This window comes from Sphingomonas sp. 320_CC (assembly GCF_059691795.1).
Map to the genome: position 1 here is coordinate 469,212 of NZ_JCAWAE010000004.1, position 24,415 is coordinate 493,626.

At 65.6% G+C, this 24,415-nt stretch carries 17 protein-coding genes; 1 reads left to right on the forward strand and 16 read right to left on the reverse strand.

The features are described from left to right. Positions 1-65 precede the first annotated feature (65 nt). The 5 genes from AC59GX_RS17795 to AC59GX_RS17815 all read right to left on the reverse strand — a co-directional run bounded on the left by AC59GX_RS17795 (position 66) and on the right by AC59GX_RS17815 (position 5,520). A complete protein-coding gene (locus AC59GX_RS17795; RefSeq protein WP_426282437.1) occupies positions 66-686 on the reverse strand; it encodes a CC0125/CC1285 family lipoprotein in 621 nt (206 codons plus the stop codon). Positions 687-813: 127 nt separating this feature from the next. Beyond that, positions 814-1,230, reverse strand: coding sequence for a secondary thiamine-phosphate synthase enzyme YjbQ (locus AC59GX_RS17800; RefSeq protein ID WP_426282003.1), 417 nt, complete (start codon positions 1,228-1,230; stop codon positions 814-816). A 282-nt stretch (positions 1,231-1,512) separates the two neighbouring features. Continuing rightward, positions 1,513-4,251, reverse strand: a complete 2,739-nt coding sequence (secA, locus tag AC59GX_RS17805; RefSeq protein ID WP_426282001.1) for a preprotein translocase subunit SecA — start codon at positions 4,249-4,251, stop codon at positions 1,513-1,515. 99 nt (positions 4,252-4,350) lie between these two features. Beyond that, complete coding sequence (locus tag AC59GX_RS17810) at positions 4,351-4,602, reverse strand: hypothetical protein (protein ID WP_132739803.1); 252 nt, start codon at positions 4,600-4,602, stop codon at positions 4,351-4,353. 75 nt (positions 4,603-4,677) lie between these two features. Next, entirely contained in the window at positions 4,678-5,520 is an 843-nt protein-coding gene (locus tag AC59GX_RS17815; RefSeq protein WP_497302124.1) for an energy transducer TonB, read from the reverse strand. A 48-nt stretch (positions 5,521-5,568) separates the two neighbouring features. Between AC59GX_RS17815 and argJ the strand changes: the two genes are divergently transcribed. Further along, complete coding sequence (argJ, locus tag AC59GX_RS17820; RefSeq protein ID WP_426281999.1) at positions 5,569-6,795, forward strand: bifunctional glutamate N-acetyltransferase/amino-acid acetyltransferase ArgJ; 1,227 nt, start codon at positions 5,569-5,571, stop codon at positions 6,793-6,795. 13 nt (positions 6,796-6,808) lie between these two features. Here argJ and AC59GX_RS17825 read toward each other — a convergent pair whose 3' ends face one another. From AC59GX_RS17825 to AC59GX_RS17875, 11 genes are all read right to left on the reverse strand, one after another. Further along, a complete protein-coding gene (locus AC59GX_RS17825; protein WP_426281998.1) occupies positions 6,809-7,147 on the reverse strand; it encodes a hypothetical protein in 339 nt (112 codons plus the stop codon). Between the two features lie 125 nt (positions 7,148-7,272). After that, entirely contained in the window at positions 7,273-7,596 is a 324-nt protein-coding gene (trxA, locus tag AC59GX_RS17830) for a thioredoxin TrxA (RefSeq protein WP_055877560.1), read from the reverse strand. 64 nt (positions 7,597-7,660) lie between these two features. After that, complete coding sequence (gene addA / locus AC59GX_RS17835) at positions 7,661-11,083, reverse strand: double-strand break repair helicase AddA (protein ID WP_497302125.1); 3,423 nt, start codon at positions 11,081-11,083, stop codon at positions 7,661-7,663. Next, positions 11,073-14,033 carry a double-strand break repair protein AddB gene (addB, locus tag AC59GX_RS17840; RefSeq protein WP_497302126.1) on the reverse strand — a complete coding sequence of 987 codons (2,961 nt, stop codon included), beginning with the start codon at positions 14,031-14,033 and terminating at the stop codon, positions 11,073-11,075. Before addB ends, addA begins: the two co-directional genes overlap by 11 nt. Further along, positions 14,026-14,781 (reverse strand): nucleotidyltransferase family protein, encoded by a 756-nt coding sequence (locus AC59GX_RS17845; protein WP_426281994.1) that lies wholly within the window; start codon positions 14,779-14,781, stop codon positions 14,026-14,028. Before AC59GX_RS17845 ends, addB begins: the two co-directional genes overlap by 8 nt. Continuing rightward, entirely contained in the window at positions 14,778-15,746 is a 969-nt protein-coding gene (locus AC59GX_RS17850; protein ID WP_426282436.1) for an aminoglycoside phosphotransferase family protein, read from the reverse strand. Before AC59GX_RS17850 ends, AC59GX_RS17845 begins: the two co-directional genes overlap by 4 nt. Beyond that, positions 15,743-16,192: a tRNA (adenosine(37)-N6)-threonylcarbamoyltransferase complex ATPase subunit type 1 TsaE gene (gene tsaE, locus AC59GX_RS17855; RefSeq protein WP_426281993.1), complete on the reverse strand. Its 450-nt coding sequence runs from the start codon at positions 16,190-16,192 to the stop codon at positions 15,743-15,745. Before tsaE ends, AC59GX_RS17850 begins: the two co-directional genes overlap by 4 nt. Positions 16,193-16,310: 118 nt before the next feature. Further along, positions 16,311-18,671, reverse strand: coding sequence for a sensor histidine kinase (locus AC59GX_RS17860; protein WP_497302127.1), 2,361 nt, complete (start codon positions 18,669-18,671; stop codon positions 16,311-16,313). A 144-nt stretch (positions 18,672-18,815) separates the two neighbouring features. Continuing rightward, complete coding sequence (locus AC59GX_RS17865; RefSeq protein ID WP_426281989.1) at positions 18,816-21,971, reverse strand: TonB-dependent receptor domain-containing protein; 3,156 nt, start codon at positions 21,969-21,971, stop codon at positions 18,816-18,818. Between the two features lie 184 nt (positions 21,972-22,155). After that, entirely contained in the window at positions 22,156-23,589 is a 1,434-nt protein-coding gene (gene ahcY, locus AC59GX_RS17870) for an adenosylhomocysteinase (RefSeq protein ID WP_107954828.1), read from the reverse strand. A 229-nt stretch (positions 23,590-23,818) separates the two neighbouring features. Continuing rightward, positions 23,819-24,379: a YqgE/AlgH family protein gene (locus AC59GX_RS17875; RefSeq protein ID WP_426281987.1), complete on the reverse strand. Its 561-nt coding sequence runs from the start codon at positions 24,377-24,379 to the stop codon at positions 23,819-23,821. Between the last annotated feature and the right edge of the window lie 36 nt (positions 24,380-24,415).

Consider the following 24,415-nt stretch of genomic DNA (forward strand, 5'->3'; position numbering starts at 1 on the left):
ACATACGAAAAAGGCCGGACTACCACTGGGGTAGCCCGGCCTTATTAGCATCTCGAAGGTAACGCTTACTTCGGCAACACTACACTCGGTCCGATGCTGTCCACAACCTTCCGCGCATCGAACGCGCGGATGTTGTCGCGCGGGATCGGGCCCTTGCGCATCACGATCTCCGCAGTCGCTTCATACCGGTCGATCGTGCGGATATCGAGGTCGTTGCCCCATGGGCCACCACCGAAACCGCCATAGCCGCCGCCGAAACCACCACCGAAGCCGCCATAGGGGCTCCAGTTGCGCCAGCCGAAGCCGCGACCGTAATAGCGCCACGACGGACCCCAATAGCCGCCGAAGCCGCCATAGCCGAACCCGCCACCGATCCCCGGCGTCGAATAGGTCCGCGACTGAAGGTTGGTGTCGCGGTCGGCCATCAGGTAATAGTCATAGCCGTTCTGCAACGTCAGTTCGGCCGCGCGGAAGAACAGGTAACGCTCGACGGTATCACGCGACGTCACGCTGTTACCGGCGAAGCTGACGAGGAAGCGGCCCGGCTCTACCTGCCGGTCGCTATAGCCGGTGCGGCTGAACCCCTGGCCCGTCGCCGGCCGATAGGTGGTCTCGGTCGCGCAACCGGCCAGCAATAGAGCGCCCGTTGCGAGCGCTGCCAATGCGACCTTGCGACCAGGTTTCATGAACATGGTATGTCTCCGTTCGCGGCGAGTGCGGCGAAACGCCTCTTATTAGCCGTCAGTGGTGGAACGGTTGATGAACGGGTTCGCTCCAATGCGCCACCTTACTGACTCATTTTTCACGTTTCGTCTAAACGCCGATCAAGTGCAGCGCCAAAGTACGACGATGCGGGCGGCGGCGATGCTCGAAGAGATAGATGCCCTGCCATGTGCCGAGCGCGAGTCGGCCGTCGATCAGCGGGATCGACAGCTGGACCTGGGTGAGCGCGGTGCGGAGGTGCGCGGGCATGTCGTCCGGGCCTTCGTCGTCGTGGAGATACTCGCGCGATTCGGGCGCGATACGGGCGAAATAGGCTTCGAGGTCGGTTCGCACCTCGGGGGCCGCGTTTTCCTGGATCAGGAGGGACGCGGACGTATGCCGGCAGAATACCGTCAGCAGGCCTTCGGTGAGGCGTTGGTCGCGGGTCCAGCGGGCGATCTTGTCGGTGACGTCGACGAGGCCTTGGCGGGTGGTGTCGATGGTTAGGATCGTGGTGGCTTGGCGCATGGGTTCCTAACGATCGGTCAGGAGGGTTGCTCCGTGTCCCTTTCCTCGGGGGTTACCGTTCCCCCGCGAAGGCGAGGGCCCAAAAGTCCCATAGGCCATCGCCGGTAGCCTGGGCTCCCGCCTTCGCGGGAGAACAAAAGGCCGCATCATACTGCACCACCCCGGCGGAGGCCGGGGTCCAATTGGGGGACGTCGCTAACGACGGACGCGCTCCGTTACTTCGACCTCACCAATTGGGCCCCGGCCTCCGCCGGGGTGGTAACGCCTGGAAAGCTCAGCCCCTCAAACAGCCCCGTGGCACTGCTTGTACTTACGCCCCGACCCACAAGGGCAAGGCGCATTGCGGCTGACCACACCTTCCCAGTTCGCAGGATCCTCGCCGATATCGGCCTCCTGCGGCTGAGGAATCTGCAACGGCGGCATCGTCGAAGTGATGTGACCACGCGTCCCCGCATCGAAGTCGTTCGAATCATCCTCCCCCGTGAACGGGTCGAAATGCGTCGTGATGAAGTCCGGCAGTTCGGGCAGCCCGACCGGCGCCTGCATCTGGAACTGCGCGTGCGCGATCGTCTTGGTCACGTCCTCGCGGATCGTTTCGAGCATCCGCTGGAACAGCGAGAACGCCTCCTGCTTATACTCGTTGATCGGCGTCTTCTGCGCATACGCACGCAGATGCACCACCTGACGCAGCGCATCGAGCGTCGCCAGATGCTCCTTCCAGTGATGGTCGAGATTCTGCAACAGGATCGACTTCTCGACCGACGTCCACGTCTCCGCATCGAGATCCGCCGACTTCTGTGCGATCGCCTCGTCCGCCATCGCGCGGACGCGCTCCTCGATCACCTCGGGATCGACCGACTCCTCCAGCAGCCACGCGTCGATCGGCGGCTCGAGGTTCATCACCTCGGCAAGCCGCGTCTTCATCCCCGCGACGTCCCACTGCTCGGGATACGAGTTGGGCGGGCACGCATCGCCGACGATCACGTTGACCGTCTCCGCACGCATGTCGGTCACCACGTCGCCGACCGTATCGGCATCCATGATGTCCGCGCGCTGTTCGTAGATGACCTTGCGTTGCTCGTTCATCACGTCGTCATATTCGACGACCTGCTTGCGGATGTCGTAGTTGCGCGCCTCGACCTTCTTCTGCGCGGTCTCGATCGCCTTGCTCAACCACTTGCTGCCGATCGCCTCGCCGTCCTCGATATTGTTGCGCATCATCTTGGCGAACAGCGTGTCCGGCCCGAAGATACGCAGCAGATCGTCGTCGAGGCTGAGATAGAAGCGCGACAGGCCCGGATCGCCCTGGCGACCCGAACGCCCGCGCAACTGGTTGTCGATACGCCGGCTCTCGTGCCGCTCGGTGCCGAGCACGAACAGCCCGCCCGCGGCGAGCACCGCCTGCTTCTCGGCCTCGATCTCGATCGTGATCCGCGCCGCCGCCTCGTCATATTCGGGCGTGCCTTCGACCAGCTCCGGATGCTCGTCGAGCATGCGGAATTCGAGGTTGCCGCCGAGTTTGATGTCGGTGCCGCGGCCCGCCATGTTGGTCGCGATCGTCACCGCGGACTTGCGCCCGGCCTGCGCGACGATGTGCGCCTCCATCTCGTGGAAGCGCGCGTTGAGGACCTTGTGATCGACGTTCTCGCCGACCAGGAACTCGCTCAGCATCTCGGACTTCTCGATCGACACCGTGCCGACCAGCACCGGCTGGCCAAGGTCGGCGTGATGCTTGATCTTCTTGGCTATCGCCGCGAACTTGTCCTTGGTGTCCTTGTAGAACTCGTCTTCCTCGTCGACGCGCTTGACCTCGACGTTGGTCGGGATGCTGACGACGTTGATCTTGTAGATGTCGTAGAACTCGGCCGCCTCGGTCGCCGCAGTGCCGGTCATGCCGCCGATCTTGGGGTACATGCGGAAGTAATTCTGGAAGGTGATCGAGGCCATCGTCTGGTTCTCGGGCTCGATCTGGACGCCCTCCTTCGCCTCGACCGCCTGATGCAGGCCGTCCGACCAGCGCCGGCCATCCATCATGCGGCCGGTGAACTCGTCGATGATGATGACCTTGCCGTCCTTGACGATGTAGTCGATGTCCGACTTGAACATCACGATCGCGCGCAACGCCTGGTTGAGGTGGTGCACGACCTGCGTGTTCTCGAAGTCATACAGGTTCTGCCCCTCGAGCAGCCCGGCCGCCTCGAGCATCCGCTCGACCTTCTCGGTACCGTCCTCGGTGAGGATGATCGTCTTCTGCTTCTCGTCCTTGTCGTAGTCGGCGGGATCGAGCTGCTTCACGACCGCGTCGACCTGCATGTACAGCTCGGACTTGTCGTCGGTCGGGCCGGAGATGATCAGCGGCGTGCGCGCCTCGTCGATCAGCACCGAATCGACCTCGTCGACCACCGCGAAGTTGAACGCGCGCTGCGTCATCGCGCTACGCTCGTACTTCATGTTGTCGCGGAGATAGTCGAAGCCGAACTCGTTGTTGGTGCCGTAGGTGATGTCGGCGGCGTAGGCGGCGCGGCGTTCCTCGTCCGACAGGTTCGGGATGATGACGCCGATCGTCATGCCGAGGAAGGTGTAGACCTGCCCCATCCACTCCGCGTCGCGCGCCGCGAGGTAATCGTTGACGGTGACGACGTGGACGCCGTCGCCGGGGAGCGCGTTGAGATAGGTCGCGAGCGTGGCGACAAGCGTCTTGCCCTCGCCGGTCCGCATCTCGGCGATCTCGCCGCGGTGGAGGACGATGCCGCCGACCATCTGCACGTCGTAATGGCGCTGGCCGAGTACGCGGTGCGCGGCTTCACGGACGGTCGCGAACGCCTCGGGGAGCAGGTCGTCGAGCTTCTCACCGTCGGCGAGCCGCGCGCGGAACTTGACGGTCTGCGAGGAGAGTTCCTCGTCCGACATCGCCTGGAGCGACGGCTCGAACGAGGCGATCTTGGCGAGGATCGGGTTGAGCGACTTGACGTAGCGGTCGTTGGACGAACCGAACAAGGATTTGGCGAGGCCACCGAACATGGGCTGATTTCCTGAATTTGAGACGCGGCGGCACGCGGTGGGCGCACGCGGAAGCGGATCGCTCGGATCCAAAGGTTACGATAAGGTCACACCAAGACGCTATTCGCGGCGGCGCTCTGCCCATAGCGGAAGCGAGACAATGGCGATGGTGCGCAGCGTGGTAGCGACCGCAACCCGGAGCAGCGTGGGAAGGCCTGATACTGGCCTTATCAAGACCTTGGCCGGCGTTGCTGCTATCGACTGCGAGCAGACGTTGCCTTGCACCACTGCCTGGGCGGACTGCCCACGCATACCCGGCACCGCACCGGTCAGCGCGGAGAGCAGGGCAGAGAGGAGTAGCAGCAGGTTCATGCGGGACCGGACATAGGGAGTGTCATACCGCTCGTCCAATCGAAACCTCACCGGCAGGTTGCGGAACCCACAGACCTATACGTCATCTGCGTTAAGGAGACGTCGCCACCCGGCCCGATCGATCAAAACACCCTCCATCTCGACCGCGGTGCCATCCAAGGTCCGGTAACGCATGTCGCCGGAGCATGGCGACCGTGATTTCAAGAACACCTCGCCGGATGTCTGCTCGTGGCAATCAACAGCGTGCCCCGTTGCATCGACGTAAAAACGCACCGTACGCCGCCCGATCTCGGTAAGTCCTTCCGCCGCGCGGCCTTCGACCGGCTTGCCATTAAATTCAGTAGTCGTTTCATTGATCAACACTACCCCGTTCGGCGCATCCCCACGGTGGGCAATGCCGCTGCGCATGGCGGTTTCACGCATCGACCGACAGACCTGCGTAGGGGGAGGATTTTCTCGAGACTGCATCACCAGGCCACAGCGCGCCAAACCACCATCAGCGTCGAGCACCGTCGTGAACATCACTCGCATCGAGATCGTCGGCGTCCCCTCGGTCGCGGCTTGCGGTACGGTCCACACAACCTTGCCGTCATACTCGCCCGCCCGCGGACGCCCTGCCTGGTCGTTTGCCGGGGTGAACCGGGCCCTATGCGTGAGCGAAGTGCAAGTCTGCTGGTCCAAGGCCGGCACACCCGACGACGACATCACGATGCACGACAAGACGCTGCCATCCTCGCGGACGGATATCCGATATCCCGCCGTGCCGTGCTCACCCGCCTTGATCGTCGATGTCGGATAGTCTTCGTAGGATATCCAGGACGCCGGATCGATCGGCACCGGTGCAGTAGCCTGCCCTCCGCCAAAGGACGCGCTAGAAACCAGCACCGAAACGCATGCCGCCAAAAACCCGACTTGCATTACCAACTCCCCCATGACGGCCGCCCGGTTTCATCCTATGTCGCGGCCATGTCGACGTCCACATCCCCCCTCGCCCTGCCCTTCCCCGCCGCGCCTGCGATCGACGGAGTCACGCTGCATGTCGCACGCGCGCAATACAAGGCGTGGGATCGGTGCGACCTCACGTTCGTGACGCTGGAGCCGGGGACGGTGGTTGCGGGTGTGCTCACGACGAGCAAATGCCCTTCGCCTGAGGTGGAGTGGTGCCGCGCTGCACTGACGCTCGGTCAGGCGCGGGCGCTGGTCGTGAATGCGGGCAATTCGAACGCGTTCACCGGATCGCGTGGTCGAGCCGCAGTCGAGGCGATCGCGGCACGGACGGCGGCGCATCTCGGGTGCCAGCCTTCGGACGTGTTCGTGTCCTCAACGGGCGTGATCGGCGTGCCGTTGCCGATCGACAAAGCCGAGGCCGGGCTCGACGCTGCGTTCGCCGCCGCGCCGTGCGGGTGGGAGGATGCCGCCGCGACGATCATGACGACCGACACCTTCACCAAGGGCGCGGTAACGACGGCGGTCATCGGCGACCGCACCGTCTCGCTGGTGGGGATCATCAAGGGTTCTGGGATGATCGCGCCGGACATGGCGACGATGCTCGGCTTCATCTTCACCGACGCCGCGATCGAGCCGGAATTCCTGCAGGCCGCGCTGTCGAAGGCGAACGCGCCGAGCTTCTCGTGCATCACCGTCGACAGCGATACATCGACCAGCGACACGGTGCTGGCGTTCGCGACGGGCAAGGCTGGTAACGTTGGGCTCGCGGATGATGACAGCGTGGGGGCGGACGCCTTCCGCGCGGCGCTGGCGGACCTGTGCCATCAACTGGCTATGCTCGTGGTTCGCGATGGCGAGGGCGCACAGAAGCTGATTGAGATCCAGGTGACCGGCGCCGACAGCGACCGCAGCGCACACCGCATTGCGATGAGCATCGCCAACTCGCCGCTGGTGAAGACCGCCATTGCTGGAGAGGACGCGAACTGGGGGCGCGTGGTCATGGCGGTCGGCAAGGCCGGCGAGCCAGCCGATCGCGACACGCTGTCGATCCGCTTCGGAAATACCCAGGTTGCCGAGGGGGGCTTGGCGCTAAGCGGCTACGACGAAGCACCGGTAGCTGCGCACCTGAAAGGCCACGAGGTCGAAATAGGGGTCGATCTTGCGCTCGGCGAAGGCAAAGCCACGGTGTGGACCTGCGACCTCACGCACGGCTACATCTCGATCAACGCCGATTATCGGTCGTGATCGCGACAACAGGCTAAAGTGCGTCGATCGCGAGAATCCTCTCGACCACTACCATGCCTGGAAAGGCGCCTTCGTGCCCAAAGCATGACGACTGTCCGAAGGAGTCGCGGTCAGTGCAATTCATGTTCAGCGTCTCGGCCCCCACAAACCGGACCCGATAGGCATGCGGCGTCATAACCTCGGCAATGCGCCCCGGCGGATTGGCGCGGACGAGCGCTTCCCTCCGGTTTATCTCCAGCCAAACACTCGAATGCGAAGCGCGATTGACTGCCAACGTCGTCGCACGGTCAAAAAATTCCTGCCCTTCGAACGTGTCGTACCAAACGCCTTCGTATGTCCGAGTCGACTTCATCGGACTACAAGCTCGGGTCATGGCAGCTTGGTCTTGGCGTTGACGCGCTATCTCGAACGCGTCTGACTTATATAGGTCAGACGATGACGGCGCTGCCACCAGAAGCAACAGCGCCGTCAGTAGCATCAGGCCAGTTCGCCTTCGAGCCAAGCCTTCAGCCGGCCCTTGGGCTCGGCGCCGACCTTGGTTGCAGCCGGTGCGCCGCCCTTGAACAGGATCATCGTCGGGATGCCGCGGACGCCGTACTTGCCCGGCGCGTCGGGGTTTTCATCGATGTTGAGCTTGGCGATCGTGACCTTCTCGCCGAGCTCTTCCGAGATTTCCTCGAGCGACGGCCCGATCATCTTGCACGGGCCGCACCATTCCGCCCAGAAATCGACGAGCACGGGGCCGTCGGCGTTCAGTACGTCCGCATCGAAGCTGGCATCGGTAATCTGCTTGGTCGCCATCGTGAATTCTCCTTGGTTGAGTCGTATCTAAGGTCGCTCGCGTGTGCGCTCAACCACCGGGGCGCTAGCTTTGCTCCGTGGGGCGATAGTGCGGCTTGTTCGAGGCCAGCGTCTCGTCGTTCAGCACGATCAACCGCGGGCCGGCCGTGTACAGCAAGGCCGCCTCGACCGACCGCCCCGGAAAGATCACGCTCAAGGCTTCGGCATAGGCCGCCATCTGCTTCAGATGATATTCCGGGACGTCGTCGAGGCCACGGGGAGCGCGGCGGCCAGTCTTGAAGTCGACGACTCGGATGCGGTCGGGCTCGATCAGCAGGCGATCGACCGTGCCCGACACGACCATGCCGTTCGCGAGGGTGGCGGCGATCGGCGCCTCGGCCAGCGTCTCCGCGGTGAACAGTTCGGCAAAGCGCGGATCGTCGAGCACTGCGACCACGCTCTGCACGATTTCGGACCGTGCCGCGGCATCGTCGACGCCGCCTGCTTTCGCGAGCCAGCGATCGGCTGCCATCGCACGATCGGAGGAAGCAACGGCCGGCAGACGCTCGAACAGCGCATGGATCAGCCGCCCCCGCTCCGCCGCGACGCGCATAGCTGGCGTCGGCGGTGGATCGGACACCGCGTCGTCACCCAGCGCCGATGGCGACAGCGGACGAGGCGGACGCGCTTCTTGCGGTGCCGATTCATGCGCCCAGGCCGGCAGCTGCGTATTAGCCGCGATCTCGACCGAAGCCGAAGCCTTGGCGATCACCCCAGGCTGAGGCTCGACCCCGGCGAACGTCCGCGCGCCCTCACCCATCGGCACTTCGAGCGCCGTCAGTGCCCGATCGGATGCCGCATACCAGCTGTTCTCCGGCGGCACGCCCTTCGCGCGAGGCCCCAGCGCACCGGCGATCACCAGCCGCTCTTCGGCGCGCGTCGCGGCGACGTAGAACAGCCGCCAATGCTCCTCCAGTTCGCGCTGCTCGGCCGCCGATACGACCGCATCGAGCGGTCCGCCGCGCTCGCTCGACCGCGGCCGGAACACTGGGATCGGCGCGGCTCCTGGCTCGGGCGCCCATTTCAGGATCGAGCGCGGCGCCGCCGACGGGTCCGCCGTCGCATCCGCCAGAATCACCAGCGGCGCCTGCAAGCCCTTGGCGCCGTGTGCGGTCATCACCCGAACGGCATCGAGCGGCGCCGACGGATCGCGGACGATCTCGACATCGCCGCGGTCGAACCAGTCGAGGAAGCGCTGCAACGACGGCGTCGTCGTGCTCTCGAACGTCAGCGCGGCGTTGAGCAGTTCCTCGATCGGATCGCGCGCCTCGGTCCCCAACCGCCGGATCAGTTTGCGGCGTCCGTCGAGCGGCCCCGACAGTAGCTCCTCCAGAAACTGATACGGCGTGGCGATATCGGCTCGAGCGAGCATCGCCAGCAAGGGGGCGAGCCGCGTCGCGGGTTGCGTGCGTTGCAAGTGGCGCCAGAGCGGCCCGGCCTCGCGCGGGGCCGCCGCCATCAATTCGTCCTGCGTCCAGCCGATCAGCGGCGACACGAGCAGCGCCGCGACGGACAGGTCGTCCTCGGGCTGCAACACGAAGCGGATCGTCGCGAGCAGATCCTGCACCGCGAGCGGCGCGTTCAGTCGCAAGCGATCGACGCCCGCCACCGGCACGCCCTCGGCATAGAGCCGCGCGACGATCAGCGAGGCGAGATCGCCGCGACGCTTGACGAGGATCATAACATCCTCGGGCCGCAACCGCCGCCCCTTGCTCTCCAGCATGAGGCCGGTGTCGGGGGCGAGCCAGCCCTTCACCGCACGCGCGATATCGCTGGCGAGTTTGCGCACCGCGTCATCGACCCAGCCTTCTTCGTCGTCCTCACTGCCGCCCGCCGATACCGTCGGCCACAAGGTCACAGTGCCAGGCCCAGCTACCTCGCTGGCGTGCGGTTCCGTAGTCTCGATACCAAGCCCCGGTTCGCCGATTGCTTCAATAGCTGCGTCAACAAACTCTAGAACGGGCAGCGTCGACCTAAACGAATGCGTCAGCGACAGCGCCGATAAAGGCAAACCACGCTCGTTCTCCGGCCAGTCGTCGTCACCAAACGCCTCTTCGGCGCGCCGGGAGAAAGATATCTGCGCGGCTTCGAACTGTCGCGGATCGGTGCCCTGGAACCCGAAAATCGCCTGCTTGTAATCGCCGACCGTGAACAGCGTGCGCGTCGATGGCGCATAGATGCCGCGGCCGACGAAGAACTCGTCGGCCAGCGCGCGGACGATCCGCCACTGGTGGCCGTTGGTATCCTGCGCCTCGTCGATGAGCAAATGCTCGGTCGCCTGGTCGAGCTTGTAGCGGACCCATTCGCCGATCCCCGGCTGGTCGAGCAACGCCACCGTCGTCGCGATCAGGTCGTCGAAATCTACTGCGCCTACACGCCGCTTGGCCAACGCATACCCCCGCGCATAATCGCGCCCGACCTCCAGCCCGTCGGCGAGCAGGTCGCAATAGGTCGCGCGCTGGACCATCGACAACACGTCCGTGCACGCTTCGCCCAAGTCGCGCGCGAGGACTTCGTAATCGGGCTCGGCATCGATCAGTTTCTTCGAGGCTTTGCGCTGCGTGCCCGTGCCGGTCAGCACGACGCTGGCAAGTTCGTCCAACGTCGCCGCGCGATCCTCGGAGTCGAGCCAGCGCTGCACGGTCGCTGCCGCGGCCTGTCCGGTAGCGGTCCCCCAGGCGCGATTGGCCGCTGCAATGCGCGCGATCGCGTCGAGGTCGAGCGCGTCGCACCACTCCGCGATCGCTTCGTCGATGTCGCCGGACGGAAGCCCGAGTTCGCGACGGAGCCATGGCTGGATCCCGACTGGGAGGGCCTCCAACGCCGGCAGCGCGCGCGCGCAGGCGAGCAGGAAGGCCTCCGCCCCGCCCTCGCCCATCCTTAGCGACAAGCGACCGACGATCTCGACCGGGCGCTCGCGGCCTTCGCGCTCGGCGTCCGACAGCATCGACGCCAACGCTTCGCGTGCCAGGCCGGCTTCCTCGCGCGCTTCCAACGGGCGGAAGCCTGGCGTCAGCCCAGCCTCGACGGGGAACGCGGCTAGCAACCCCTGGCAAAAGCCGTGGATCGTCTGGATGCGCAGGCCCCCGCCCGGCGCGTCGAGCACCTTGGCGAACAGGGTGCGCGCGCGGTCCTGCAAGGCCTGTACCGGGCTCTCGCCGAGCGCGATCAGGTCCGCGGCGAGTGCCGGGGCGGGCATCCGCACCCATGCGGCGAGCCGCCCGTTGATGCGCTGCGCCATCTCGGCCGCGCCCGCCTTGGTGAAGGTCAGGCACAGGATCGCGCCGGGATCGACGCCGCGCAAGAGGAGCCGGAACACGCGGGCCGCCAGCACTTGCGTCTTGCCCGTGCCGGCCGACGCGGACAGCCAGACGTGCGAGGCGGGGTTGCTCGCATCGGCCTGCGCGCCCTTCAGCCGGGGCAGCGTGGCGCGCGCGTCACCGCTCACGACCGTACCATTCGTCGCGTCGCATCAACTGGTCATACTCGGCATAGGGGGCGTATTCGGGGACGAGTTTGGCGGTGAACGCGGCGCTGCCGGTGAGCCATTCGCCGACGACTTCGGTGAAGTTGTGCGCAGCGATCGACGTGAATTCGGCGGTCGGGATCTTGTCGCGCTTACCCTCGGGATCGACCGGGCTCTCGATATAGCCGAACGCGTCGCGCTTCTTGCCGAGCGACCAATATTCGAACGCGCCCGCGATGCCGGAGACGTCTGGGAACCCGCCGCGTTCGGCGATCAGGCCGAGCAGCCCGAGCTGGAGGCTGTACCCGGCGCGCACCGCGGTTGGGGACGGTGGCTTCCCGGTCTTGTAGTCGATCACGGCCAAGCGCCCGTCGGGCAGCTTGTCGATGCGGTCGTAGCGACCCGATAGCGTCACCCCCGCGATCTCGATCTTGCCCTTGCCCTCGGCGCTGGCGACGCTCCGGCCGTCCTCACCTTGTGCGACGATAGCGCCGGCGATCCAGTCGATCGCCTCCAGCAAGCGCGGTTGCCAGAGCGCGCGCATCATCGGATGCGTCCGCTCGTCGTCGAGCATCGCCTTCGCACGCTGGCGCAGCGTGTCGACGGTGCAGTTGTCCTGCTTCCACCACTGCTCGAGGATGTCGTGCACCGCAGTCCCGCGCCACGCCGCGCTCGGATCGGCATCCACCGGATCGAGCGGCATGAGCCCGAGCACGCGGCGTGCGTAGAAGGCGTAGGGGTCGGCCTTCAGGCGATCCACCTCGGTGACGGAGATCGCCTTCGGACGCAGCAGCGCAGGCGGCGACGGCGCGGGACGGTCGGCGGGCAGATGCTTGCCCGGATCGTCGAGCGCGCGGGTCCAGCGTTCCAGTGCCGACGCGCGTTCGAACCGGTCGCCTGCAAGCGCCTGCAACCGTAGCCAGAGACGCGAGGCCAGAGCCGGCGACTTCGCATCTCGCCGCGCTCGGGTTACGACCGCCCGCGGGGCGCCCAAAGCCTGCGCGAAATCATGCGCCGCGGTGCCGACACGCCGCTCCAACCCCGGCAGCCCAAGCTCCATGCGGATACGCGGCGCCAGCCAGGGGTCAGGCGCAGGCCGCCCCGGCCACACGCCTTCGTTCAGCCCGCCGAGCACCATGACGTCGGCGGTCTGCAACCGCGCTTCGATCAGGCCGTAGATCGCTAGCCGTGGGTGACCACCCGGCGCCGGACGCACCGCGACTTCGTCGAGCAACGTGCGCAACAGTTGCGGCAGTTCGCGCGGATCGATCCGCGGCGGCCCGGCGGGGGCTTCCGCTTCCAGATCGGCGAGGAACTCCGCTGCGGCACGCCCCGCAAGACCCGACCATAGATTGTCGCCGCACAAGGTCTGCGCCGTCTCGCGCAGGCACGCGAGCACCGACGCCAGGGGCTGCGGTCCCTGATCGAACGCGTTCGCCAGCGGCGTCAGCAAAGGCTGGACGTCGGTCCACCATGTCGATGCCGTCCCCTTCCGCTCCTCAAGATGCCCGGCGATTCCGTCGAGCCCCGCCGCCGGCCTTGGTCCACGCAACCGCCGATCGAGCGCGCGTGCGCCGTCGAGCCATAGCAAGCGATCCTCGCCCGCCCGCACCAGCGGATGCTTCAGCAACGCCAGCAGCGCGAGCGGCGAGAAACGCTGCGCCGCCGCTTCGGCCAGCGCGAGCAGCAATGTCCCCGGCGGCAGGATCGACAAGGGCCGCCCCGCGCTGTCGTCGATGCCGATACCCCAGCGCCCGAGATGCGCCGCCACTCGTCGCGCCAGCGCGCGATCAGGCGTGACCAGCGCGGCGGTGCGCTCGGGCACTTCCAACGCCTCGCGCAAGACGAGCGCGATCGCTTGTGCTTCCTCTGCGGGCGTTGCGAGTTCGGCGGCGGTCACGCCTTTCAAGCGGCGATCCTCCGCCGCGATCTGCGTCCATTTGCCGGTGAAATCCGCGGGTGCCAGCGCGTTGGCGATGGCCCGGCCGCGCGCGGGGTCGGCGTCGTGCCCGCCGCCCTCGCGCCAAGTCTGCACCTCGCCGCGGGCGACGCCCATGCGCAGGAGCATCAGCTTCGCATCGAACTGCGGATGCGTTTCGATCGAACGACGCGTGAGCCCGGTGACCGGGTTCGGATCGTCCGGGCCAAGCGCGTCCCACTCCTCGTCGGGCAGCGCAAGGTCGAGGCCGGCGAATACCACCATGCCCTGCGGCATGTCGGCGATGCAGCGGAGCAGGCGCGCGACCGCGGGCGCGGAATCGGTCACGCCGGCCGCGCAGACTATCCCGGCGGGCGGCGCGTTCCGCCAGCGCTGGGCGAGCCGGTCGAGCAACGCCGAGCGCCGCGTCGCCGCATCGATCCGCTCAAGCCGCGCGAGTTCGCCCGGCCAGCGTTGCAGCACGATCTCGAATGTGGCCAGCGCGCGCCGCCAATGTTCGGTCAGTTCGGGGCCAAGCTCGATATCGCGCAGCTTGGTCGGCGGCACTTCCTCGACCAGCAACTGATCGAGCGTCCGTGCGAGTTCGCCCGCGAGGCGCACCGCTTCGGCTGCATCGACCGGATGGCCTTCGCGCGCGCGCTCTTCGGACACTAGCCGCGCGAGGATCATGCGCCGCTGATACGGCGGTACCGCGGGCAGCGGCGGATCGATATCGTCGGCCGGATCGAGTGCGGCGCCGACTGCCTCGCCCATCTCCGGATCGCCCAGTGCGACCAGACGTGGCAAGACGAGCCCGCCGCCGCTCGCGCGCACGAACGCCTCGGTTACGGCCTTCACCGCGCGGTTGTTCGGCAGCACGACGAGCGCGCGGGCGAGTGCGAGCGGATCGCGCCCCGCCCGCCGGGTCAGTCCGGCGACCAGCGCATCGGCGAACGCCCGGTGCGCGGGGATCGTGTAGAGCGTCGGGCGATCCGCCGTGGCAATATCAGCCATCCGCGAGGATCGCCTCGGTCCTCGGGATCGCGGCGGGCGTGCCGACGTCGAACCACAGGCCCTGATGGACCTGCCCAAAAGCGCGTCCGGCGGCGATCGCGCGGTTCCAGAAGATGTTGGTCGAGAACGGCCCCTCCGGCCAGTCGGCGATCAACCGCGGGTGGAGGATCTGGATGCCGGTATAGGCGAACGGGGCGACCCGGCCGGGCTTGCGGCGGCCGGCGATCCGCCCGTCGCTGCCGAGATAGAAATCGCCCATGCCGCCGTGATTGTTCGCGCGCGCGAGCGGCACCATCAGCAGCAGCGCGTCCATCTTCGCATCGTCCCAGCGCGATGCGAGCAACTTGATCGCGTCGACCGGCCCGTCGATCCAGAGATTGTCGCTGTTGACCACCAGCACCGGCGCGTCGCCGAGCAGGTGTCGCGCCTGGACGAGCCCCCCGCCCGTCTCCATCAGCATCTTCCGCTCGTCGGAGATCACCACGTCGATCCCCTCGAACCGGTCGGTGACGTGCGCCTCCAGCGTGTCCGCGAGGTAATGCACGTTGACGACCGCGCGCTTGATCCCGGCGGCCTGCAATCGCTCGAAGACGTGATCGATCAGTGGTTTCCCTGCGACCTGCACCAGCGGCTTGGGTCGCGTCGCGGTCAGCGGGCGCATCCGCTTGCCCAGTCCCGCCGCCATCACCATCGCCGTCTCGGGCACGATCCCGCGCGGGACAGGCCGGATCGTCTGCTGTCGGGTCACGCGCTCAAGGCCAGCGGATCGCCACGCAACTCTGACGGCACATTTGCGGCGAACCATGCCGCGACCGGCGCCATGACCGGCTGGGCCAGATCGCGGTCCAGATACGTCCAGACGCGCGGGCACATCGTCGCGTAATGCGGCTTGCCGTCGCGCTTCCATAGCCGCGTGAAGATGCCGAGGATCTTCGCATTCCGCTGCGCGCCGAGCACGTGATACGCGTTCATGAAGTCTTCTCCCGCATCCGCCGCCGCGCTATATCGCGCCAGCATCGCCGCCTCGACCGCCGGATCGACCGTCCGCCGCGCATCCTGCAACAGCGACACGAGGTCATAGGCCGGATGCCCCGCCAAGGCGTCCTGGAAATCGAGCAGGCCGAGCGATCGCTCCGGCCCGACCAGCATCAGGTTTTCGGCGTGATAATCGCGCAGTACCGTAACTGGAGTCTCGGCGATCGCATGATCGAACACCGACTCCCAAGCCGCGTCCCACCCAGCAAGATCTGCCTCGATTCCGACCGCCGGGCAGTACCATTCGACGAATAGCCCCGCCTCGCGCTTCAGCACGGCGCGATCATAGGGGGGGACGGGCCCAGCCGGCTCGGCGCGCAGCCGCACCAGCAAGTCGATCGCCGGCGCATACAGCGACAGTTCCTCTTCCGGTGAAGCGTCGACTGCCTCACGCAACCGATCGTCGCCGAAATCCTCGATCAGCACGAGCCCTTGGTCGAGATCGCACGCCAGGATTGCCGGCGCCGCGAAGTCGCGTTCGACAAGCCATTCGGCGACCGCGATGAACGGGCGGGGATCTTCGTGTGGCGGTGGCGCGTCCATGAGGATCGCTTGCCGCCCGCTCTCGACTGCGCGGAAATAGCGGCGGAACGACGCGTCGCCGGCGACCGGGAGGATCTGTGCCCCACCCCAGCCATGAGCGTCGAGAAAAGCGGCGGCGCCGGGCGGCGGGGTCATGTCGGCCATCGCGACCTCCAAGCTCCCGGGACTCCGACTGTCAAGCTGCGCGTGCCGTCCGGCTCGATCGTCAGGCTCAGGCGAAGCGCATCCGGCCAGTGATCCGGGCCTGCGCGTTCCGGCCACTCGACGAGCAGCAGCGAATCATAGCGGGCGTCGTCGAGTGCTAGTTCCTCGATCTCGGCTGGTCCGTCGATGCGGTAGAGGTCGACGTGAAGTACGGGAATGCGGACTTCGGGTGGCTCGTAGGGCTGGACGATCGCGAAGCTGGGCGATGGCGCTTCGCCGGCTAGGCCGAGTGCGGCGAGGAGTCCGCGGGCGACGCTGGTCTTGCCGGCGCCGAGCGTGCCTTCGAGGGTGATGACGTCGCCCGGGCGGACGCGGTCGGCCAATAGCGCCCCGAACGCTTCGGTCGCTTGGGGATCGGGTAGGAGGATTGCACGCATTAGCCCTCTCCCCCTCGGGGAGAGGGTTGGGTGAGGGGCTGTTCGAAGCGGTACATTGCTTGGCGGCCCCTCACCCCGGCCCTCTCCCCAGAGGGGAGAGGGAGCAGTAGATGCGCATTCATCGCCGCGGCAATTCTACGGTGATCAGCGTACCCGCACCGGGCTCCGACACCAGTTCGATCGTCCCGCCATGCGCTTCCACGAACTGTTTCGCCAACGGCAGTCCGAGACCCAAAGCGCGATCCCCCATAGGCTTCGATTCCGCGAACCGATCAAAAGCATGCGCCACCGCCTCCGCATCCATTCCGACACCATCATCCGAAACCACGATCCGCGCCGACGTCGCATTGCCATCGGTATGCAGCAGCACGCGCCCACCGTCGGGCGTCGCCGCGACCGCATGCCGCAGCAGATGCTCGACGACCTCCTTCAACCGCTTCGGATTGCCGTTCACGCGCCCAGTCGACCGCGCGACCTCGATCGCGAAATCGAGTTTGCGTCGCTTGGCCGAGGGCAGGATCGTTTCCGCCGCCGCGCGCACGGTGGCCGCGAGTTCCACGTCGCTGCGGTCGGTTTCCGCACGGTCGCTCTCCGCGCGCGTCAGGTCGAGCACGTCGTCGACCAGCAAGCCCAGCCGCTCGACTGATTCGAGGATCGCCCCGACATACCCTTCGGCTTGCGGCGTCAGCGCGCCCGCGTAGCCGCCGTGGAGCATCTCCGCGAACCCGCTGATCGACGTCAGTGGCGTGCGCAGCTCATAGCTCATGTTCGCGACGAACGCGGTCTTCACCTTGTCGGTCGCCTCGAGCGCATCCGCCCGGTCACGCAACGCCTGCTCCGCGCGGCGGCTGTCGGTGATGTCGAGCATCGTGAACAGCGCATTCCCATCCGGCAACGGCACACCCGCAAACTCGAAATGCCGCCCGTCCGCGAACGCCACGCGCCCGCCGCGCTGCTGGCGCCCGACCGTCGCCGACCGCACCAGATCCGGGATCAATGCCGCCCGGCCAGGTGTCGCGAGTTTCGCACCGGCGGCTTCGGCGAACGCATCGACGCGGGGATGCGAAGCAAGGAATTCTTCCTCCAGGCCCCACAGCGCGCGAAACCGGTTGTTCCACAACTGCAACCGACCATCCGCCGCGAACACGCCAAGCGCCTCGAACAGATTGTCGAACGTCGCGGTCCGCACCCGCAGCAACGTGTCGCGCGCGCTGGCGAGCTGGACCTGCTCGGTGCGATCCTCGAAGATGAGCAACAAGCCACCATCGGGAAGCGGCTGCGCGACCACGCGGAGATGCGTGCCACCGCGCAGGTGCCAATTCTCCTCCATCGCGCCGCCACCCTGGGCCGAGCCGGTCTGCATGAACCAGTCGCGCCGCTCCGCCTTCCAGCTTGGAAAGTCGCGGACTTCAGGTAGCCGGTTAGCCTCGCGCATCCGCTCCAGCACGCGGTCGAACTCGGGGCGGTCGGCGAGCCATTCGCTCCGCATCGCGAACATCCGCCGGAACGGCTGGTTGCAGAATACGAGCGAGCGATCCCCGCCGAACTGCGCGACGCCTGCCGACAGCCGGTCGAGCATCGCTCGCTGGGCTTCCGCAAAACGCTTGGCGCCCGACCGTGCCTGCTCCAGTTCCTCGATATCGATCGCGAACCCGGCCACGCCGCCGCTCGGCAACGGTACGTCGTAGATCTGCAGCGATCGCCGCGCGCCGTCGATCGTCGCGGGCAGGACCTGTTGATGCGGACGCCCCTGCTCCCGCGCGACCGCGGCGCCAGCGAGCGGCCCACCCCGCCCCGATCCCTCGACCAATTCTAGTCCACGCGCCACGACATCCGCGGCATCGCGCCCCTCGACCGCATCGACGTAAGCCGAGTTCACCATCGCCAGCCGCAAGTCGGTCGCACGGTACCACATCGGCATCGGCGCGGCCTCGATCAGCCCGGTCAGCGACTCATACGCCTCGCCGAGCCGTGCAGTCTCGGAACCAAGTCGCGCGATCTCCGCCTCGCTGTCGGTCGCATCGAACGCCCATAGCAAGACCGCCCCGGTCGCCCCCATCTCGCCCGGCGCGCGCCCGCCGCGAAAGGTGATCGCCCGCGTCGAGCCCTGCAATCGCACCGACCGCACGAACGCCCGCCCCGACCGCTGCGCCGCCGTGACGTCGGCAATCAATCGCGCGGCATCGTCCGCAGACAGCCCCGCCCCCCCGGCAGCAAGCTCCGCGATCGACCGCGGTGCCGCGTCGAGCCCCAGCCAGTCCGCCATCCGCTGCGTCATCTCGATCCGCCCGCCCGAGCGGATCACCGTCACGATCGCCGGCGACCCATCGAGGATCGTCTGCAACTGCGCGCTTGCCTCGACTGCTTCCATCGCCCCGGCACGGGCACGCAGACCGACGTAAACCAACGCCAACCCAGCAAGGATTAGCAGAAGGAGTATTGCTCCGATCGTCACGGCGACACCGGTCCCGATGATCATGTTTAGGGAGCGCATCGCGATATCATTCGACCATGTAGGCCAAACCGTCCCCCGGGGGAAAGCCACGAAACAAGGAAAAGGGCAGGCCCGACATACGGACCCGCCCTTCGCGGTCTTTCGACCTTCAGCGATGGAGGATGCGGTTTAGAGCTTCACACGCGCGCCAACGTACATGGAGCGGCCGACGTTATCGAAAATCGCACCGTCTGCAACACCCAGCTGGCCGTAGGGCGGCTTCTTATCGGTCAGGTTGTCGACGCCACCATAGAAGGTGAAGCGCTTGTCAACGTCAACCGATGCACGCAGCGCATGATAGACGACCGACGGGTAATAGACGCGATCAGCATAGTACGGATCGAGTGCGGCCACGCCATTGGTTTCGTGCTGCGCTTCCCAATCTGTAATCGACTGGCGACCGATGTAGCGGAGCTGGTAGCCGAACGTGACTGGACCATGCGTATAATCGGCCGAGACGTTGAAGTTGTAGACCGGGTCGCCCAGCTCGCCCTTGACGCGCTCCTTCTGGCCAGGGTTGTCGAGGTACGGATAATCCGTGCGGTCGCGAACCCAGGTACCGACGAACCGCAGTGCGATCTTGTCATCGGCGAAGATGCGGCGGTTGTACGACACATCCACGTCGATGCCCTTGGCCCGCAGCGCCGCGAAGTTGACCGTGCTCTGGAGCAGTGCAGTCTGGGCGAACTCACCACTCGACTGGCGCGGATTGATCAGGCCGCAGAACTGGTTGTCCAGCGACGCTGCGTCGTAGCAGGCGTCGAGGATGGTCTGCGCGCCGACTGCGGCGATGACGTTACTGATCTTGATGTCGTAATAATCAGCCGTGATCGCAAGGCCGGGAATGAACGACGGCTGGAGGATGACGCCGTACGTCCAGCTCCGCGACGTCTCCGCCTCGAGGTTGGGGTTGCCGCCCGACAGGAACTCGGTGCTGCCGCCGCGTGCCGCATTGTTGATGAAGTTGGCGGGAACGCCAGCTGCGGCGCAGTTGGCGGCGCGCGTCGAGCGACCAGTCTTGATGAAGTTGATGTCGCAGGGATCGTTCAGAATGTCGAAGTTCTGCGACGGCGACGAGTAGAGGTCGCTCAGCGTCGGCGCGCGGACGGCCTTGGCGTAGCTTACGCGGAACTTGATATCGCGAACCGGCGCATACAGCGCCCCTGCATTCCAGGTCCAGACGGTACCCGCCGAGCCCTTATAGTCCGCAACGCGAACGGCAGCATTCGCCGACAGTTCCTCGGCAAAACGCGTGCCCTTGAGCAGTGGCAGGTTGATCTCGCCATATGCTTCTTTCACCGCAAACGATGGCGGAGCAAAATCGGGAATGGCATTGAGGAAGGTCGCGCCCGACTTCACCTGGTCGTCATACGAATACGAAGCAGTCTCACGGCGATATTCGCCGCCGAGTGCGAACTGGACCGGACCGCCGGGGAGTTCGAACAGCTGCGAACTGTCGCCGACGATATTTGCCGTCACGTCGAACTCGGTCGCCTTGCCGGTACGCTGCGAAGTCGTGTTGATGTAATTGAGGGCCGCCTGGCTGGGGGCGCCATTACCGAGCACGTTCAACGGCACGCAGTTCGGATCGGTGACGCTGGTCTGGTTGATCCGGCAGACGATGGTACCCGCGCCGTTCCGAACCGTATCTACCGCATTGTAGAAGTTCTGGTTGATGCGGTTGTTGAAGAACGACGAGCGGGTCCGGAACTCGCCATAGTTGACCGAAAAATCATACTTCCAGTCAGTGTTGAACGTTCCTTCCGCGCCGCCGACGATCCGATAGGTATCGCGGCGGTCGAATTCGTCGCGTGTCCCGAAATCGTTGTTATTGCGGTTCAAGCGGAAGAACTGTGCGCCAGCTGGCAGCAACGAACGGATCGTCGCGGCATCGCCGGGCTGCAGATATGGGTTATCGAACGAGATCGGAATGCCGATCGTCTGCCGGCTAAACCCGCCAATGGCCGCGCGCGTGAAGGGATTCCCGTCTGCGTCCTCGTCCGCGACGGTGCCTTGCTCGCCGCCCTGGGCAAAGGTCGGCGTGCCTTGGTTGAAGCTCTCGACGCGAACGAACTTCGCTTCGATGAACGGCTTGAAGGCATCGGACACGTCGAAGTGGCCGAGCAGGTTGGCGACGTAGCGCTTCAACGCCGGCTGAAGCGTGCCGCGGTCGTTGAGGATGCCGCCGTCGCCGCCGTTGTTGTTGTTCGAGCCCGCCGGGCGGAAGTCGGTACCGTAGTTATATTCGTACAGCGATCCGCCGGAGTTGAAACCGAACACGCGGGGATAGCCGTTGGCGAGGCAGCCTGCCGCCACGGTGCCGTTGGCGCAGCTGCCGATCCCGGAGCCGTTATAGGCGATGAAATTGCCGCCATTGTCGTAACCGAAGCTATGAACATTGTTGAGGAAGGTGCGGTTCGGAACCGTGTTGTCGAGCGCCGGGCTGTCCACCAGCTGGAATTGTCGACGTCCGCTATACGCACCCGTCAGACCTGGCCGGTCGGCATAGGTGACGAGGTCGGACTGGTTATATTCAAGGTTCAGCGCGATGTTGCCGCGGCCGTCTGCGAAGTTCTGACCGTAAGTACCACTGAGACGATACGTGCCGTGATCGCCCTTGTCGCTCAACCCGCTTTGCGCGTTGAGCGTGAGGCCCTCGAAGTTCCGCTTGAGCACGAAGTTGACGACGCCCGCCATCGCGTCCGAACCGTAGACCGCGGACTGGCCGCCAGTGACCGCATCGACGCGTTCGATCAGATCGGTCGGGATGGTGTTGGTATCGACCAGGAAATCACCTTCGGACGAGGTGATGTGCCGACGGCCGTTGACCAGCACCAGCGTGCGGGTAACGCCGAGACCGCGCATATCTAGGAAGTTCAGGCCCGAGGTGCCGATGAACTGCGTCGAACTGGCTTGGCTGTAGGTCGAGCGCAACGACGGAAGATCGTTCAGAACGTCGCCGACCGTGATAGCACCGGTGCGCGTGAGATCGGCAATCGTCAGCGTGGTGACCGGAGCAGGCGAGTCGAGTGTGGGACGCGCAATACGCGAGCCGGTCACGACGATTTCACTGCCGGCATTGGCCTCCGGCGCAACAGTCTGCGCAACCGCGCCCGTCGTGGTATCCGAACCTACGGGAGCGGCCGGATCGGTGCCGGGTGCCTGTGTCTGCGCGTCCACCGGCGTCGCTGTCTGCGCTGCTGCCGGAATTGCCGAGGCCAATACGAATGCGACCGTGGACGCAGTTACGAACAATCCGGACTTCCGGATCGAGATGCCAACCATACTGAGTAACCCTCTGAACCTAAGCTTTATACTGAGCCCAGAAGGACACCTTTTCTGTCTATTTTTCAATCCTTACAACGAAACATTGCGGTTATGTGACATCCTCGCAACACGGATGCGTAACGAAAAGGCCGCGCCTACCTGATGGTGGACGCGGCCCTTTACGCAGCGATCGTGTGGACGATCAGTAGCGGTAGTGGTCCGGCTTGAACGGGCCTTCGACCGGCACGCCGATGTAACCGGCCTGCTTGTCCGAGAGCTTCGACAGCTTCACGCCGAGCTTCTCGAGGTGGAGCATCGCGACCTTCTCGTCGAGGTGCTTCGGCAGGACGTAGACTTCGTTCTTGTAGTTCTCACCCTTGGTCCAGAGCTCGATCTGCGCGAGCGTCTGGTTGGTGAACGACGCCGACATCACGAACGACGGGTGGCCGGTGGCGCAACCCAGGTTCACCAGGCGACCCTTCGCCAGGATGATGATCTGCTTGCCGTCCGGGAACTTCACCAGGTCGGTGCCGGGCTTCACTTCGGTCCAGTCGTAGTTCGACAGCGCGGCGATCTGGATCTCCGAGTCGAAGTGACCGATGTTGCAGACGATCGACATCGGCTTCATCGCCTTCATGTGATCGGCGGTGATGACGTCGGCGTTGCCGGTCGCGGTGCAGAAGATGTCGGCGCGCTTCACGGCCTCTTCCATCGTCACGACTTCGAAGCCCTCCATCGCCGCCTGCAGTGCGCAGATCGGATCGACTTCGGTGACCATCACGCGCGCGCCGCCGTTGCGGAGCGACTGGGCCGAGCCCTTGCCGACGTCACCGAAACCGGCAACGCAGGCGACCTTGCCGGCGAGCATGACGTCGGTCGCGCGACGGATCGCGTCGACCAGCGATTCCTTGCAGCCGTAGAGGTTGTCGAACTTCGACTTGGTGACCGAGTCGTTCACGTTGATCGCCGGGAAGGGAAGCTCGCCCTTCTTGGCGATCTCGTACAGGCGGTGGACACCCGTGGTGGTCTCTTCCGAGACGCCCTTCAGATTCTTGACGGTCTCGGTCAAGTAGCCCGGGTTCTTCGCGACGTACGCCTTCAGCGCACGCTGCATCTCGACCTCTTCCTCGTTCTCGGGCTCGGGCATCGTGTGGCCGGCTTCGAGCTTGGCGCCCCAGAGTGCGAACATCGTCGCGTCGCCGCCGTCATCGAGGATGATGTTGGCGGTCTGGCCCTCTACGTCGCGATCCCACGAGAAGATGTCGCCGACATAGTTCCAGTAATCCGCGAGGCTCTCGCCCTTGATCGCGAACACCGGCACGCCGGTCGCGGCGATCGCTGCGGCGGCGTGGTCCTGCGTCGAGAAGATGTTGCACGTCGCCCAGCGGACGTCGGCGCCGAGCGCGGTCAGCGTCTCGATCAGCACCGCGGTCTGGATCGTCATGTGCAGCGAGCCGGTGATGCGCGCGCCCTTGAGCGGCTGCGCTGCGCCGAACTCGGTACGCAGCGACATCAGGCCGGGCATTTCGGTCTCGGCGATGTTGATCTCGGCGCGGCCGAAATCGGCGAGGCTGATGTCGGCGACGACGTAGTCGGTCGCATTGCCGGACTGCGCGGGGGCGAGGGTGGTGGCCACGATGGGTCTCCTGGAAATTCTGTGATCGGCGAGCCTCATGCCCGTGCCGGATGCCGTGCCACTTAGGCGATCGGAGGCCTCAAATCAAATATAAAGATATCTTTATATGATGCCTGGAGGAGGTCACGACGATACTCCCTGATACCCATGTTCTCCTGCGAACGCAGGAGCCCAGGGTAACGAACGGTGGCCTATGTGATCCTGGGCTCCTGCGTTCGCAGGAGAACGGCTAGGCCCGCCCCGTCTCCGCGACAAGCAAGCGCGGATCCACGCCGGCCTGCGCAAACGCCATCGTCCAGCGATCCTCCGCCACGGTCTCAAACAGCAGTTCGGCATCCCCGGCCACGTTGAACCACCCCGGCCGCGACAGCTCACCCTCGAGCTGTCCGCCATCCCAACCGGCATAGCCGAGCGCCACCACCCACTCCGAAGGGCCCTTCCCCTCGGCGATCGCGCGGAGCACGTCGACCGTGCTCGACAGCTTCCACCGCCCGGCGACGTCGACCGAATCCTGCCCACCCCAGTCGGACGAATGCACGACGAACCCGCGCCGCGACTCGACCGGCCCGCCGAAATGCACCGGCGCGTTGGGGGCGTCGCCCGGCTCGATCCCGAACTGTTCGAGCAGATCGTGAAAACCCAGACCGTCGATCGTCGCGCCGATCCCGATGCCGATCGCGCCATTCTCGTCATGGCTGCACATCGCGATCACCGCGCGGGCGAACCGCGGATCGCTCATCCCCGGCATCGCGAGCAGGAATTGTCCGGAAAGAAAGGGCGTCTTGTCCATGCGTTCGACCATAGCGACGCGGACGATCGCCCGCCA

Excerpts from the sequence above, each read along its gene's own strand:
- argJ (WP_426281999.1), top strand. The coding sequence starts at position 5,569 with ATGTCGACGTCCACATCCCCCCTCGCCCTGCCCTTCCCCGCCGCGCCT.
- AC59GX_RS17860 (WP_497302127.1), bottom strand. The coding sequence starts at position 18,671 with ATGATCATCGGGACCGGTGTCGCCGTGACGATCGGAGCAATACTCCTT.
- AC59GX_RS17850 (WP_426282436.1), bottom strand. The coding sequence starts at position 15,746 with ATGACCCCGCCGCCCGGCGCCGCCGCTTTTCTCGACGCTCATGGCTGG.
- AC59GX_RS17800 (WP_426282003.1), bottom strand. The coding sequence starts at position 1,230 with ATGCGCCAAGCCACCACGATCCTAACCATCGACACCACCCGCCAAGGC.
- AC59GX_RS17875 (WP_426281987.1), bottom strand. The coding sequence starts at position 24,379 with ATGGACAAGACGCCCTTTCTTTCCGGACAATTCCTGCTCGCGATGCCG.
- secA (WP_426282001.1), bottom strand. The coding sequence starts at position 4,251 with ATGTTCGGTGGCCTCGCCAAATCCTTGTTCGGTTCGTCCAACGACCGC.
- AC59GX_RS17825 (WP_426281998.1), bottom strand. The coding sequence starts at position 7,147 with ATGAAGTCGACTCGGACATACGAAGGCGTTTGGTACGACACGTTCGAA.
- AC59GX_RS17795 (WP_426282437.1), bottom strand. The coding sequence starts at position 686 with ATGAAACCTGGTCGCAAGGTCGCATTGGCAGCGCTCGCAACGGGCGCT.
- trxA (WP_055877560.1), bottom strand. The coding sequence starts at position 7,596 with ATGGCGACCAAGCAGATTACCGATGCCAGCTTCGATGCGGACGTACTG.
- AC59GX_RS17815 (WP_497302124.1), bottom strand. The coding sequence starts at position 5,520 with ATGCAAGTCGGGTTTTTGGCGGCATGCGTTTCGGTGCTGGTTTCTAGC.
- tsaE (WP_426281993.1), bottom strand. The coding sequence starts at position 16,192 with ATGCGTGCAATCCTCCTACCCGATCCCCAAGCGACCGAAGCGTTCGGG.
- addB (WP_497302126.1), bottom strand. The coding sequence starts at position 14,033 with ATGGCTGATATTGCCACGGCGGATCGCCCGACGCTCTACACGATCCCC.
- AC59GX_RS17865 (WP_426281989.1), bottom strand. The coding sequence starts at position 21,971 with ATGGTTGGCATCTCGATCCGGAAGTCCGGATTGTTCGTAACTGCGTCC.
- AC59GX_RS17810 (WP_132739803.1), bottom strand. The coding sequence starts at position 4,602 with ATGAACCTGCTGCTACTCCTCTCTGCCCTGCTCTCCGCGCTGACCGGT.